The 13757-nt window shown below is 74.5% G+C and carries 16 protein-coding genes; 6 read left to right on the top strand and 10 right to left on the bottom strand.

The window, feature by feature from the left end; all coding sequences use genetic code 11:
* From CCN29_RS27525 to CCN29_RS27510, 4 genes are all read left to right on the top strand, one after another.
* Positions 1-280: sigma-70 family RNA polymerase sigma factor (locus tag CCN29_RS27525; protein WP_143661390.1), on the top strand; the 280-nt coding region annotated here is incomplete at its 5' end.
* The gene (locus CCN29_RS27520; RefSeq protein WP_006132642.1) at positions 277-672 is read left to right on the top strand and encodes a hypothetical protein; all 396 of its coding nucleotides are present in this window, start codon (positions 277-279) and stop codon (positions 670-672) included. The genes CCN29_RS27525 and CCN29_RS27520, both read left to right, overlap by 4 nt.
* Positions 673-708: 36 nt before the next feature.
* Entirely contained in the window at positions 709-2487 is a 1779-nt protein-coding gene (locus tag CCN29_RS27515; RefSeq protein WP_039987470.1) for a glycoside hydrolase family 15 protein, read from the top strand.
* Positions 2488-2491: 4 nt separating this feature from the next.
* Positions 2492-3250, top strand: a complete 759-nt coding sequence (locus tag CCN29_RS27510; RefSeq protein ID WP_006132644.1) for an SDR family oxidoreductase — start codon at positions 2492-2494, stop codon at positions 3248-3250.
* A 3-nt stretch (positions 3251-3253) separates the two neighbouring features.
* Here the strand turns inward: CCN29_RS27510 and amaP are convergent, their stop codons facing one another.
* The 5 genes from amaP to CCN29_RS27485 are packed head-to-tail and all read right to left on the bottom strand — an operon-like array spanning position 3254 to position 5543.
* Positions 3254-3838 carry an alkaline shock response membrane anchor protein AmaP gene (gene amaP, locus CCN29_RS27505; protein ID WP_006132645.1) on the bottom strand — a complete coding sequence of 195 codons (585 nt, stop codon included), beginning with the start codon at positions 3836-3838 and terminating at the stop codon, positions 3254-3256.
* Positions 3835-4461: a DUF6286 domain-containing protein gene (locus tag CCN29_RS27500; RefSeq protein ID WP_086685290.1), complete on the bottom strand. Its 627-nt coding sequence runs from the start codon at positions 4459-4461 to the stop codon at positions 3835-3837. Before CCN29_RS27500 ends, amaP begins: the two co-directional genes overlap by 4 nt.
* Positions 4458-4841, bottom strand: a complete 384-nt coding sequence (locus CCN29_RS27495) for an Asp23/Gls24 family envelope stress response protein (RefSeq protein WP_031019934.1) — start codon at positions 4839-4841, stop codon at positions 4458-4460. The genes CCN29_RS27500 and CCN29_RS27495 overlap by 4 nt, the downstream gene beginning before the upstream one ends.
* Positions 4838-5023, bottom strand: coding sequence for a hypothetical protein (locus CCN29_RS27490; protein WP_026243403.1), 186 nt, complete (start codon positions 5021-5023; stop codon positions 4838-4840). Before CCN29_RS27490 ends, CCN29_RS27495 begins: the two co-directional genes overlap by 4 nt.
* Before the next feature lie 25 nt (positions 5024-5048).
* Positions 5049-5543 (bottom strand): Asp23/Gls24 family envelope stress response protein, encoded by a 495-nt coding sequence (locus CCN29_RS27485; RefSeq protein ID WP_031019932.1) that lies wholly within the window; start codon positions 5541-5543, stop codon positions 5049-5051.
* Between the two features lie 86 nt (positions 5544-5629).
* Here CCN29_RS27485 and CCN29_RS27480 point away from each other — a divergent pair, with 86 nt between their 5' ends.
* Entirely contained in the window at positions 5630-6490 is an 861-nt protein-coding gene (locus CCN29_RS27480; protein ID WP_086685287.1) for a hypothetical protein, read from the top strand.
* A 32-nt stretch (positions 6491-6522) separates the two neighbouring features.
* On the opposite strand, the gene CCN29_RS27475 is transcribed toward CCN29_RS27480, so the two are convergent.
* The 3 genes from CCN29_RS27475 to CCN29_RS27465 form a co-directional block, all read right to left on the bottom strand.
* A complete protein-coding gene (locus CCN29_RS27475) occupies positions 6523-7326 on the bottom strand; it encodes an enoyl-CoA hydratase/isomerase family protein (protein WP_086685284.1) in 804 nt (267 codons plus the stop codon).
* A gap of 105 nt (positions 7327-7431) precedes the next feature.
* The gene (locus tag CCN29_RS27470; protein ID WP_006132657.1) at positions 7432-7653 is read right to left on the bottom strand and encodes a helix-turn-helix domain-containing protein; all 222 of its coding nucleotides are present in this window, start codon (positions 7651-7653) and stop codon (positions 7432-7434) included.
* A 397-nt stretch (positions 7654-8050) separates the two neighbouring features.
* A complete protein-coding gene (locus tag CCN29_RS27465) occupies positions 8051-9649 on the bottom strand; it encodes an ABC-F family ATP-binding cassette domain-containing protein (protein WP_006132658.1) in 1599 nt (532 codons plus the stop codon).
* A 237-nt stretch (positions 9650-9886) separates the two neighbouring features.
* Here CCN29_RS27465 and CCN29_RS27460 point away from each other — a divergent pair, with 237 nt between their 5' ends.
* Positions 9887-10300: a VOC family protein gene (locus tag CCN29_RS27460; protein WP_031019930.1), complete on the top strand. Its 414-nt coding sequence runs from the start codon at positions 9887-9889 to the stop codon at positions 10298-10300.
* A 527-nt stretch (positions 10301-10827) separates the two neighbouring features.
* On the opposite strand, the gene CCN29_RS27455 is transcribed toward CCN29_RS27460, so the two are convergent.
* Together CCN29_RS27455 and CCN29_RS27450 are read right to left on the bottom strand one after the other, a co-directional pair.
* A complete protein-coding gene (locus CCN29_RS27455; RefSeq protein WP_199810539.1) occupies positions 10828-12243 on the bottom strand; it encodes a hypothetical protein in 1416 nt (471 codons plus the stop codon).
* 250 nt (positions 12244-12493) lie between these two features.
* Positions 12494-13621 carry an alpha/beta hydrolase gene (locus CCN29_RS27450; protein ID WP_031019928.1) on the bottom strand — a complete coding sequence of 376 codons (1128 nt, stop codon included), beginning with the start codon at positions 13619-13621 and terminating at the stop codon, positions 12494-12496.
* Positions 13622-13757: the final 136 nt, after the last annotated feature.

Here is a 13757-nt window from a genome sequence, read left to right as displayed (position 1 = left end):
CCAGTCCGTCCGCCGGTCCGAGGAGCGTCCGGCCTCCCCGCCCGAGCCCACCGTCGCGTCCGCCGAGAACACCGCGCTGCTGCGGGACGACCAGCGGGTGCTGATCGACGCGCTCCAGCAGCTTCCGGCGCGGCAGCGGGAGGCGCTGGTGCTGCGCCACTGGCTCGGTCTGAAGGAGGCCGAGATCGCCGCCGCGATGGGCATCTCCCGCGGCTCCGTCAAGACGCACACCTCACGCGGCATCGCCGCGCTGACCCAGGCCATGGAGGCCCGGCGATGAAGCATCAGGACGCGACTCCGTCGCGTGGGACCGGCCAGGACCGCACCGGACAGGACCGCACCGGCCACGAGCGGCCCGGGCACGAGCGGTCCGAACCGCCCCGCCCGGCGGACGAGGAGCGCACCGCACGGGAGTTGGCCGACGCCCTGCACGCCCTGGCCGGCGGGGTGCTGCCCGACCCGGACGCCTACCGCACCGCGCGCGGCGAGTGGCTGCGCCGGGAGCGCCGCCGCCGGCTGGTGCTCACCGTGCTGGTCGCCGTCGTCTTCACGCTGGCCACGCTGATCGGGCTGTGGGTGCTGAACCGGACGCCCGCCGAACCCGGCGTGATCTACTCCGGCCTGGGCGCCGCCGCGGCCGACGGTCCGTCACTCCCCCGGCCTCCGGGCTGATTGCGGCACCCTGAGGCCGGGAACCCGCACCCCGTGCTGCATATCGAGGACTACGCGCTCATCGGCGACGAGCAGACCGCTGCCCTGGTGGGCACCGACGGCTCGATCGACTGGCTCTGCCTGCCCCGCTTCGACTCGGCGGCCTGCTTCGCCCGGCTGCTCGGCGACGAGAACAACGGGCACTGGCGCATCGCCCCGCCGGGCCAGGAGCGGTGCACGCGCCGCGCCTACCGCGAGGACTCGCTGGTGCTGGACACCGTGTGGGAGACGCCCGACGGCACCGTGCAGGTCACCGACCTGATGCCGCAACGGCACACGGCGCCCGACGTGGTGCGGATCGTGCAGGGGATCAGCGGTGAGGTGACCGTGCGCAGCACGCTGCGGCTGCGGTTCGACTACGGCTCGGTCGTGCCCTGGGTGCGCAAGGCGGACGGGCACCGGGTGGCGGTGGCCGGGCCCGACTCGGCGTGGCTGCGCAGCGTGCCGGAGGTGCGTACCTGGGGCGAGGACCTGGGCACCCACTCGGAGTTCACGGTGAAGGAGGGCGAGCGGGTCGCCTTCGTGCTCACCTGGCACCCCTCGCACGAGCCCCGTCCGGCGCTGGTCGACCCGTACGCCTCGCTGCGGCACAGCCTGAAGGACTGGCAGGCGTGGGCGTCCCGCTGCCGCTACCGGGGGCCGCACCGGGACATGGTGGTGCGGTCCCTGATCACGCTGAAGGCGCTCACCTACCGTCCCACCGGCGGGATCGTCGCCGCGGCCACCACCTCCCTGCCGGAGGAGCCGGGCGGCGTACGGAACTGGGACTACCGCTTCTGCTGGCTGCGGGACTCCACGCTCACCCTGAGCGCGCTGCTCGCCGCCGGCTACGTGGAGGAGGCCGAGGCCTGGCGCAACTGGCTGCTCCGCGCGGTCGCCGGCGACCCGGCGGACCTCCAGATCATGTACGGGCTCGCGGGCGAGCGCCGGCTGCCGGAGTTCGAACTGCCGTGGCTGTCCGGCTTCAACGGCGCCAGCCCCGTACGGGTCGGCAACGACGCCGTGAAGCAGCTTCAGCTGGACGTGTACGGGGAGGTCGTGGACTCCCTGGCGCTGGCCCGGCGCGCGGGGCTGTCGGCGCAGCCCGACGTGTGGGCGCTCCAGTCGGTGCTGCTGAACTTCCTGCGCACGGCGTGGCGTCAGCCGGACGAGGGCCTGTGGGAGGTGCGCGGCGGGCGGCGTCACTTCGTGCACTCCAAGGTGATGGTGTGGGTGGCGGCCGACCGTCTGGTGCGCGCGATGGAGAAGTTCCCGGAGCTGGACGGCGACCTGGAGGAGTGGCGCGCGCTGCGCGACGAGGTGCACCGGGAGGTGTGCGAGAAGGGCTACGACCCGGAGCGCAACACGTTCACGCAGTCCTACGGTTCGCGCGAGCTGGACGCGGCGCTGCTGCTGATCCCCCGGGTCGGTTTCCTGCCGCCGGACGACCCCCGGGTGCTCGGCACCATCGACGCGATCCGCACGGAGCTGGGCCAGGACGGTCTCGTACGCCGCTACACCCCGGACGCCGCCGACCTGGACGGGCTGCCCGGTCAGGAGGGCGCGTTCCTGGCGTGCGCGTTCTGGCTCGTGGACGCGCTGCACATGACGGGCCGGACCGAGGAGGCCCGCGAACTGTTCGAGCGGCTGCTGGGGCTGGCGAACGACGTGGGGCTGCTGGCGGAGGAGTACGACACGGTGAACGGCCGGCTGCTGGGCAACTTCCCGCAGGCGTTCAGCCACATCGGCCTGGTGAACAGCGCCCTCGCCCTGTTCGGCGACGAGGAGGCAGGATAGGGCCATGGATCTTGGACTGAAGGACCGGGTGTACGTCGTCACCGGGGCGACCCGCGGGCTGGGCCACGCCTCCGCGCGGGCGCTCGTCGCCGAGGGCGCGAAGGTGGTCGTCACGGGGCGGAAGGAGGACGCCGTCGCGGAGGCCGTGTCCGCTCTGGGGCCGGACGCGGTGGCCGGGGTGGCCGTGGACAACGCCGACCCCGCGGCTCCCGAGCGGCTGATCGCGACCGCGCGGGAGCGGTTCGGCCGCTTCGACGGCGTCCTCGTCAGCGTGGGCGGGCCCCCGCCGGGGTTCGTCGCCGACACCACGGACGAGCAGTGGCAGGCGGCGTTCGAGTCGGTGTTCCTCGGCGCGGTGCGGCTGGCCCGCGCGGCCGCCGCGGAGCTGGGCGAGGGCGGTGTGATCGGCTTCGTGCTGTCCGGCTCGGTGCACGAGCCGATCCCCGGCCTGACCATCTCCAACGGGCTGCGCCCGGGCCTGGCCGGTCTCGCCAAGTCCCTCGCCGACGAGCTGGGTCCGCGCGGCATCCGCGTCGTGGGCCTGCTGCCCGGCCGGATCGACACCGACCGGGTGCGCGAGCTGGACTCCCTGTCCGCCGACCCGGAGGCCACCCGCCAGGCGGCCGAGTCCCGCATCCCGCTGCGCCGCTACGGCACCCCGGAGGAGTTCGGCCGCACGGCGGCGTTCCTCCTCTCTCCGGCCGCGTCGTACGTCACGGGCGTGATGCTCCCGGTGGACGGCGGCTCCCGGCACGGGTTCTGACACTCACGTGACGCGCTCCGGGCGGTGCTTCACCGCCCGGAGCCGGACCTCCGCCGGGAGGGCCTTGAGGCCGGTGGACTCCCGGGCGTGCGTGAGGGGGCCCGCCGTGAACGCGTCGAGGGCCGTGCCGGGGTCCACGTGGGGTTCCAGGAGCAGGACGACGCGGGTCCGTGGTGTGCCGCGGCGTCCGGTGAGCAGGACGTGGGCCTCGGCGACGCCGTCCTGACGGCCGGCCTCCTCGGCGAGCGCGTGCTCCAGGGCGCGGCCCCGCACCGCCGCCCCTTCCCCGTCGCCGGTGTCGACGAGGACCTCCGGCATGCGCCGGCGGCGGAGCACGGAGACCAGCCACCACAGGCAGAGCAGGACCACCACGGCGAGCGCGGCGATCACCACCGGCCACCACCAGCCCTGATCCTGCCACCGGGTCCGCTCGGAGTCGTCGAGCAGCACGTCGTCGCGGCCGTCGTGCAGCCACCAGGAGGGCGCGGGTGCGCCCAGACCGATCGCCAGCACCGAGCCGCCCAGCGCGAACAGCACCAGGCCTGCGAGCGCCAGCAGCACACGGTTGACGGTCGTGCTCACGGTCACCGTCCCTTCCGGCCGGGCCGCCGCACGTGCAGCGTCAGCGGGGACGGCCGGGCCAGGCCCAGCCCCCGGATCGCCCCTTCCAGCACGGCGGTCAGGTCGTCCCGTACCTCGTCCAGGTCCCGGAAGTGCGACACCGCCCGCACGTCCGTCCTCTTCCGCTTCACGGCCACCCGCACCGACTGGACGCCGGCCACCTCGAGCGCCCGGTCCCGCAGCACGGTGGCGGCGGCGTCCCGGTCGAGGCCCGCGCGGACGTCGGGGTGGGTGCGGTGCATCGTCAGCACGGACCGCAGTCCAGGGGTGAGGGCCAGCGCCAGCAGCCACAGGCCGAGCGCGGCGGCGACGGCCGCCCCGGTCAGCACCCACACGTCGTCCAGGTGCCGCTCGGCCAGCTGCCGGGCGAGGTCGTGCCGCCAGCTCATCCCGGGCCGGTGCGCGCGTACCGCCGCGATGTCGTAGAGGAACAGGCCCGCGATCGCCAGGACCACCAGCGCGAGCAGGCCCGCCGGAACGCGGCGGGCGGACCAGAAGCGACGGCGTGCGCCGCTCGCGCCGCCCAGGGTCGCGCCGCTCTCCGCGGTCGGCGGCGCCGGTCCTGCCGTCGTGTCCGGCGTGCCGCTCATGGCGTCCTCCCGCCCGCCGTGTCGAGATGGTCGCCCAGGTGCAGCCGCTCCACCTGCACGACGACCTCCGGAACGGACATCCCCGCGAGGTCACGCACCCGCTCCACGATCCGCCGCCGCACGCGCGCGCAGCGGCCGCCGATGTCACCGGGGAAGTCGAGTTCGACGTGCACCCGCACGCGTGCGCTGCCGTGCCGGACGACGACGCTCGCGTGCGGCGGCTCGGCGTCCCGCGGCAGCGCGCCGACGGCCTCCCGCGCCGCCTGGGACGCGATCTTCGCGACCACCCGGTCGGCGATCGTGGTCTCCCCGCGCTCCCCCGGCGCAACGGTCCGCGGGTCCCCGCCGAGCTCCACGGCCCCCGCGCCCACCTCCGTCACCGCCGCCTTTCGTCACGGGGACGGAAGAAGTCACCGAGGTCCAGGTCGCCCTCGAGCAGCCGGCCGACCACGAAACCCACCGCGCCCAGGGCCGCCACCAGCAGGAAAGCCCCGAATCCGCCGAAGTATCCGGCGAAGCCCAACGCCATGCCGGCGATCATGCCGACGACGGCCATCCTCATGCCTCGCTCCTCCGCTCAGCGTGTCCTACTGCAGTCGGGTCTCGGGCTCGTCCTCCTCCTCGTCGGGCAGTTTCACGTCGCTCACCGCGATGTTGACCTCGACGACCTCGAGGCCGGTCATCCGCTCGACGGCCGCGATCACGTTCTCCCGTACGTCCCTGGCGACGTCGGCGATGGACACGCCGTAGTCGACGACGATCTCCAGGTCCAGCGCGGTCTGCACCTCGCCGACCTCGGCCTTCACCCCGCGGGTCGTCGACTTCGACCCGCCGGGCACCCGCTCGCGCATGGCGCCGAACGTGCGGGAGATACCGCTGCCCATGGCGTGCACGCCCAGGACGTCCCGGGCGGCGAGATGGGCGATCTTCTCCACCACTCCGTCGGCGATGGTGGTACGGCCCCGGCTCGCCGGGTCGCCGCCGCCGCGCCGTGTGCCCTGTCCCCGGCGTGCGCCGGAGTCGCCGAGCGCCTTGTCGGTGTCAGGAGCCCGTACCGAGCCGCCTTCGGTCATGTCGGTCATCACCACACATCCCTTCGGTCGTCCTCCTTCGACCACCGTATGCGCGGTTGCCCCGTTTCGCTCCACTGATACGGCAGGCTGGAGGAATGACGGCGGACCGGTGGACGCGGATGGTGCGGCAACAGGTGGGGCTGGGCAGATTCCTGCCGCTGGGCGGGCGGCACGACGGGGCGTGGATCGCGGAACGGGCGGCGGGCGCGGTGCTGCGCCGCGCGGCGGAACGGGACGTGCCCGAGGTTCGGATGGACGGGATCCGGATCGGCCTCGCCGATCCCGGTGCGGCGGCCGAGCCGGCCGTCCCGGCGCCGCCGAGCGCCCTGCCCCCGGGCCCTCTGCGGCTCACCGCCGAGTTCGCGGCGACGGCGGCGTGGCCCCTCCCGGAGACGGTGTCGCGCCTGCGCGCGGCCCTGGCGGTCACCGCGACGGAGCGGATCGGCCTGGAGGTGACGGAGGTGGACCTGCGGGTGACGGACCTGCTCGACACCGAGCCGGCGGCGGAACGGACCGGAGCGGGCGGTACTACAGAGCTCGCGGGCGGTACGACGGAACCGGCGGGCGGTACGGCGGAACCGGCCGGGGCCGCAGCGACGGCCGGGGCGTCGGTCACCCCGGGAGCGGCGCAGGAGGCCGGCCACGCCGCCGCCGGGGCGGCGGGGGTGTCGGACACCTCGGAGGACGGCGGCGGCTCGGAGGCGGATCGCGTCGCCGGTGTGGTGCTCGAGGTGCCCGGGGTGAGCCGGCTGACGGGCGTGTGGGGGCGGCCGGTGCGGCTCGGCGAGCGGGCGCCGGCCACCGGGGACGCCCTGCCGCGCCGCCACGCGCGCGTGGATCTCGCCGTCGCGGCGGGGTTCCGCCCGCTGGAGGTGGCGCGGGCCGTGCGGGCCGCGGTGGCGGCCGCGGGGCCGGACCGGCCGACGGTGGCCGTCCTGGTCACCGACCTGGACTGACCCGGCGCCTTCGGCCGGTCACGGCCGCCCGTCTACTCGCCGAGGCCGGCCAGGTCGCGCAGGCGGCGGGCCTGGGCGGCGCGCTCGGCGCCGCGCTGCTCGTCGTAGGTGCGGCCCGGGGCGCCGCGCAGCAGCGCCTTCGTCTCGATCACGGCGTCGCGCGGCGCGGCCAGCAGCGCCGCGGCGAGGTCCTGCACCGCCCCGTCGAGGTCGGCGGCGGGCACGGCGAGGTTGGCCAGGCCGATGGTCACCGCCTCCTCGGCCGAGACGAAGCGCCCGGTCGCGCAGATCTCCAGCGCGCGGGCGTAGCCGACGAGGCCGACGAGGGGGTGCGTGCCGGTCAGGTCGGGCACCAGGCCGAGGCTGGTCTCGCGCATGGCGAACTGCACGTCGTCCGCGACGATGCGCAGGTCACAGGCGAGGGCCAGCTGGAAGCCGGCCCCGATGGCGTGTCCCTGCACGGCGGCGATGGACACGATGTCGTTGCGCCGCCACCAGGTGAACGCGTCCTGGTAGCCGACGATGGCGGCGTCCAGCGCGGCGTCGTCACTGCGCGCGAGATCGACGAACGACGGCTCGCCGGGGATTCCCTCGGGCGAGAGCATCTGCCGGTCGAGCCCGGCGGAGAACGACTTGCCCTCCCCGCGCAGCACCACGACCCGGACGGATCCGGGCAGCAGCTGCCCCGCCTCGGCCAGCGCCCGCCACAGAGCGGGGCTCTGCGCATTGCGCTTGGCAGGGTTGGTCAGCGTCACCGTGGCGATCGCGTCGTCGACGGTGAGCCGTACGCCGTCCTTGTCGAGAACCGGACCGAGGTCCTGGGGGGACGAAGCCATGGGGCGCCTCCGATGGGTGCGGTCGTCTAAGTGACTGCACAGTAACCACCCGGCCGGTCGGACGGCCGGCCGGGTGGCCACCATCGGGTCCGCGGGGCCCCGGGGTCAGGCCGAAGGGGACTTCTTGCCCCGTGTCGCCCCGCCACGCCCTCGGAGCGTGACGCCCGACTCGCTCAGCATGCGGTGCACGAATCCGTACGAGCGGCCGGTCTCCTCGGCCAACGCCCGGATGCTCGCACCGGCGTCGTATTTCTTCTTCAGGTCTGCCGCGAGCTTGTCGCGCGCGGCGCCGGTCACCCGGCTGCCCTTCTTCAGAGTCTCGGCCACCCGTGCCTCCTCATGGGAAGTGCGCTCTGGTCTCCTCATGATCACCCCTCCCGGGCCCGATGGCCACCCATTCGGCAAGGTCGATAAGACAACCTTGTGACGACGGGAGCGTGTCCCCACATCCGGAATCGAGAATTCCAAGCGGCTTCCGCGCGACCGCCGAACGGGTTTCTCCGGATATCCGCAGGTCAGAAAGGCGCGACGGCCGGACCCTCGTTCAAGGAGGATCCGGCCGCGAAATCCGTGTAGGACACACCTCGGGATGAGGAGATCTCACACGATTGATGGATCACCGATGGGCCGAATGATCCATACGCAGTGGATCACGCATTCGATCAATTACGGGTGACGGCGCAGTGGCCCGCAGGGGCGGACCGGCGGACCGGCGGTCGGACGGTCAGGCGAGCGCGACCAGGTCCGCGTAGTCGGATCCCCACAGGTCCTCGACGCCGTCCGGCAGCAGAATGATCCGCTCCGGCTGGAGCGCCTCGACGGCGCCCTCGTCGTGGGTGACGAGGACGACCGCGCCCTTGTAGGTGCGCAGCGCGCCGAGGATCTCCTCGCGGCTGGCCGGGTCGAGGTTGTTGGTGGGCTCGTCGAGCAGGAGGACGTTCGCCGAGGAGACGACGAGGGTCGCCAGCGCGAGACGGGTCTTCTCGCCGCCGGAAAGGACGCCGGCCGGCTTGTCGACGTCGTCGCCGGAGAACAGGAACGAGCCGAGCACCTTGCGGACCTCCACGAGGTCCATGTCCGGCGCGGCCGAGCGCATGTTCTCCAGGACCGTGCGGTCCGCGTCGAGGGTCTCGTGCTCCTGCGCGTAGTAGCCGAGCTTCAGGCCGTGGCCGGGGACGACGGCGCCCGTGTCGGGCTGCTCGACGCCCGCGAGGAGCCGCAGCAGGGTGGTCTTGCCGGCGCCGTTCAGCCCCAGGATGACGACCCGGGAGCCCTTGTCGATCGCCAGGTCGACGTCGGTGAAGATCTCCAGCGAGCCGTACGACTTCGACAGGCCCTCCGCCGTCAGCGGGGTCTTGCCGCAGGGCGCGGGCTCGGGGAAGCGCAGCTTGGCGACCTTGTCGGACTGGCGCACCTCCTCCAGGCCGGACAGCAGCTTCTCGGCGCGGCGGGCCATGTTCTGCGCGGCGACCGTCTTCGTCGCCTTGGCGCGCATCTTGTCGGCCTGGGCGTTGAGCGCGGCGGCCTTCTTCTCCGCGTTCTGCCGCTCGCGGCGGCGGCGCTTCTCGTCGGCCTCGCGCTGCTGCTGGTAGAGCTTCCAGCCCATGTTGTAGACGTCGATGGTGGCGCGGTTGGCGTCCAGGTAGAACACCTTGTTGACGACCGTCTCGACCAGGTCGACGTCGTGGGAGATCACGATGAAGCCGCCGCGGTAGGTCTTCAGGTAGTCCCGCAGCCAGACGATCGAGTCGGCGTCGAGGTGGTTGGTCGGCTCGTCGAGCAGCAGGGTGTCCGCGTCGGAGAACAGGATCCGGGCGAGCTCGACGCGGCGGCGCTGACCGCCGGAGAGGGTGTGCAGCGGCTGGCCGAGCACCCGGTCGGGCAGGTTCAGCGCGGCGGCGATCGTCGCGGCCTCGGCCTCGGCGGCGTACCCGCCCTTGGTGAGGAACTCCGTCTCCTGGCGCTCGTACTGCCGCAGCGCCTTGTCGCGGGTGGCGCCCTGGCCGTTCGCGATGCGCTGCTCGTTCTCGCGCATCTTGCGGATCAGTACGTCGAGGCCGCGGGCGGAGAGGATGCGGTCGCGGGCGAGGACGTCGAGGTCGCCGGTGCGGGGGTCCTGGGGCAGGTAGCCGACCTCGCCGGAGCGGGTGACCGTGCCGGCGGCGGGGATGCCCTGGCCGGCGAGGACCTTGGTGAGGGTGGTCTTCCCCGCGCCGTTCCGGCCGACGAGGCCGATGCGGTCGCCCTTGGCGACGCGGAAGGTGGCGCTTTCGATGAGGACGCGGGCACCGGCGCGCAGCTCGATGCCGGAGGCGGAGATCACGGACAGACTCCAGGGCAGGTGTGTAGGTGGCGGTGGGCGGCTGAGGGCGTTCCCGCCGTCTAATGCGCGAGGAGAATGGCCATGCGGGCCATTCTAACGGGGCGGTGCAAGCGCTTTTCCGCCTGCGGCTTGCTCTTGGCCTGCTCTGGTTTCCTCCCGGCGGTTGTCGGTGACCGGTGTCACACTGGCGACTGCCGGGACATCCCGGTGCGCTCCGGACACGAGGAAGTGATCACCATGGCAGGCACGGGCAGCTCGCGGCCGGGTGTCGTCCCGACGCTGCTGTACGCGGACGCGAAGGCGGCGATCCGGCAGCTGACGGAGGGCCTCGGCTTCACGGAGGTGTCGGTGTACGAGGGCGAGGACGGGACGGTGGAGCACGCCGAACTGTCCTACGGCAACGGGATGGTGATGCTGGGGTCGAAGGGGCGCGGAGGTGTGTTCGACACGGCGATGAAGGGGGCGGGGCCTGCGGGGGTGTATGTCGTCGTGGACGACGTCGACGCGCATCACCGGCGGGCGGTGGAGCAGGGGGTGGACATCCTGATGCCGCCGACGGACCAGGACTACGGGTCGCGGGACTACATGGCGCGGGATGTGGAGGGCAACGTGTGGAGCTTCGGGACGTATGCGCCGGAGGCGGGCGCGTGAGGAGACGCCCCAAGGGGCGCGGGGAACTGCGCGCCCAACCACGACGCGGCCCGCACCCGGCGTGCAACAGATCCCGGCACCCCGGTGGCCGCACGGGGATGAGGCGCGGGCCCGCAGGCGGCGGAGGCAGCGCCCCGTAAGGGGCGCGGGGAACTGCGCGACCAGCCACGACGCGGCCGCACCCCGCGTACAACAGTCCCCGGCACCCCAGTGGCCGCACGGAGGTGCGGCGCAGGCCCGCAGGCGGCGGGGGCACCGCCCCGCAAGGGGCGCGCGGAACGGCGCGCCCAGCCACAACGCGGCCGCACCCGGCGTACAACAGTCCCCGGCACCCCAGTGGCCGTAGGGAGGTGCGGCGCAGGCCTGCTGGAGGGTGTGCTGCGCCCACCCTCCCCCATCGCCCCAGCGGCACGACTGCCCGCAGGCGGCGGCGCCCTCAGGGGCGCGGGGAACTGCGCGACCGGCCAACAACAGCCCCCGGCCGCCGGCGGCACGGCGTTGATGTGAAGGCGCCCCGCGTAGCGGGGTCAGCCGCCCTTGTGGACCTGGAACGCCGCTCTTCGGACCGCCTTCGCGAAGGCAGGGTCCGGGTGGGCCGCTGCCAGGGCCACCAGAACCTGCACCGTGCGGGGGTGGCCCACCGCTCGGACCTCGTCGAGGAGGGACGGGACCGTGGGCTGGACCGCGGTCTCCAGATGGCGGAGCAGCAGCGGGGCCTCCCCGTGGTCGGCGACCGCGGCGGCCGTGTCCACCCACAGCCAGGTCGCCTCCTCCCGGGTGAGCACCTCGTGGGCGTCCTCGGCGTCCATCCCGTCGTGCTCGGCGAGCCACAGCAGCGCGTACGGCCGCAGCGCGGGCTCGTCGAGGGCGGCGCGCACCTCCGGCTCGGCGGGGGCGCCGACCACCCGGAGCGCCTCGAAGGCGAGGCCGCGCAGCAGGGCGTCCTCGCCGCGGGCGGCGGCGATCAGCTCGGTGACGGCGCTGCCGACGGGCCGGGCGGCGAGCCAGGCGCGGTACTCGGCGCGGGCCGCGGCCGGGCGGAGCTGCGCGCACCCGCGCAGCATGTCCTCCGCGCCCTGCTCGATGTTGCCCGCCGGGCTCTGCGCGGCGACGCAGATCTGCTCCAGCTTGACCCACACCGCCCAGCTGCCGAGCGGCGTGAGGGTGGCCTGGCCGTCGCCGTAGGTGAGCGCGCCGACGGAGGCGAGGGCGCGCAGCGCCCAGTCGAGGAGGGGCTGGAGCGGGGCGTCGGCGGCGGGCGCGGGGCGCGGCTCCGGAGCGACGGCGGGCGTACCGGGCCGCGGCTCGTAGTCCACCTCGCAGCGCTCCGTGCGCAGTTCGGTGACCCGCTGCTCCAGCAGGTCGAGCAGCTGCGGCACGGGCACCGGGCCCGCGGACAGCTGGAGGAAGGACAGCACCTGCGGCATGGCCGTCACGACCTCGGCGACGGCGGCGGGCTCGTGGTCCTCGGGTTCGGGGCAGGCGAGGGACCAGGCGTCGCAGAGGGCGACCCAGCCGCGCAGCACGGCGCTGTCGTCGCGGTCCCAGGCGCGCAGCCGCCAGCCGGGGCGTGCGCTGTCGCCGTGCACCTCGATGAGGCCGGCCAGCCGGGCGGTGTCCCAGTCGGCCCGGACCTGATCGGTGGTCAGGCCGAGGGCGTCGGCGGCACGGCGGGCGGTCGCGTCGGACAGGGTGGCCTTGCCGTCGGCGGTGGCGCTGTCGCCGCCGGGGCCGAGGGCGCGGTCGGCCCAGCGGGCCACACGGGCGGCCGCGGCCAGGACGGAGCGTGCCATTCCGGCCAGCTCGGCCGGTGCGGGCGTGCCCTCCGGGGGGCGCGGCGCGGGGCGGCGCGCACGCCGCTGCTGCATCGCGGCGGGGGCGGCGGCCAGGGGTCGCGGGCGGACGAGTCGAAGCCTGGAGTCGCGCGGGATACGGGACGTCACGGGTGCAGTCTTCCGGTTGACGGTCCGAAAACCCAAACGGAATGCCGGGGGACGCCCCGGCGTCCGCCGCCGTCCCGCCCCGGACGGTGCAGGAGGGGCCCGATCCGGCCAACGGTCCGGCCCTAAACGGAATCCCCCGCACCGCCCCTCGCACCGCCCCTCGCGCCGCCCGCCGAACCGCCCGTCGCGGCACCCGCCGCGGCACTCCCGGGACGGGCCCGCGGGGAGGGCATCCGCACGGCGCGCCGGTTCACATCAGCGGCACGAGAAACCTGCGCAGCGACTCCTCGTACGCGGCCGGGTCGGCGTTCCACATCGCGGCGTGCGGGGCGCCCCTGACGGTCTGAAGGGTGACCGTGTTGGGGTGGGCGGCGGCGAGACGGCGGGAGAACCGCCAGGGCGCCACCGTGTCGTCGGGGCCGTGGAAGATCTGCGTCGGGATCGCGACGCCGTCCAGGCGTACCGCGCCGGGCCGGTGGTCGCCGTACAGCCCCGTGCGGCCCTGGGCGGCGCGGACGGCGAGCGGCAGGAGGACGCCGGGGGTGCGGCGGGCGCCGGCGAGGGCGCGCAGGGTGGACTCCCAGTCGAGCACCGGGGAGTCCAGGAGCAGCCCGGCGACGTGTTCGCGCAGTTCCGAGCGGGCGGCGGTGCGCAGCGCCATGGTCGCGCCGGTGGACCAGCCGTAGAGGACCACCTTGCGGGCGCCGGAGTCGACGGCGTGCCGCAGCGCGGCATCGAGGTCGCGCCACTCGGTCTCGCCGAGGTGGTTGAGCCCGTCCGGGGAGCGGGGCGCCTCGGGGTCGCCCCGGTAGGCGGGGACGAGCACCGGGAACTGGTTGCGGCGCAGGGCGTCGAGCACGTTGAGGACGTGTTCGCGGGTGGCGCCGAGGCCGTGCACGGCGATCACCCAGGTGTCCCGGGCGCCGGGCACGAACCACGTGGGCAGCGGCCCGAGTTCGCCCGGCACGTCGAGGACGGTGTGGTCGACGCCGAGCGCGGTGGCCGGGTCGCCGACGTGGACGTTCGGGGTGAAGCGGGCCCGGTCGCCGGGCTCGGGCGTTCCGTAGGTGACGCGTTCGAGGCGGCGTACGACGGTGTCGGCGGAGTGGGACGTGCCGGCCAGCACGGGGCCCACGACCGCGTGGAACCGCTCGCCGACGAGGCCGTAGCGGCCGGGGCGCAGGGCGGCGAGGTCGCGGGTGAGGGTCACCTGGCCGGCGGCGGTGGCGTGGACGGTGAGCCCGGGCTCGGTGGGCAGGGGCCGGCCCGAGGGGATCCTCAGGGCGGCGTCGCTGGCGAACCGGCCGGCGGCCACTGCGGCGGCGCCGGCCCCTATCACGGCGGTGACGGCTGCGGCCGTCGCTCTGGCTGTGCGCACGTTCTCCAGTGTCATGGGGGGACGGGTACCCGGCCAGTGGGCGGTGCACAGATGGGCTGCGGCCGGGCTTCTCCGTCCGTGCGGTGCCGCCGTCGCGGCGGGGAGGGTTTCGCCCCCGCCGCCCCTTCCCGTCCCG

Origin of the sequence: Streptomyces pseudogriseolus (assembly GCA_002154585.1) — a bacterium.
In the GTDB taxonomy this organism is placed as follows: Bacteria; Actinomycetota; Actinomycetes; order Streptomycetales; family Streptomycetaceae; genus Streptomyces; species Streptomyces pseudogriseolus.
Note: the sequence above shows the minus strand (reverse complement) of the source record. Positions and strands in the feature narration are given on the sequence as shown.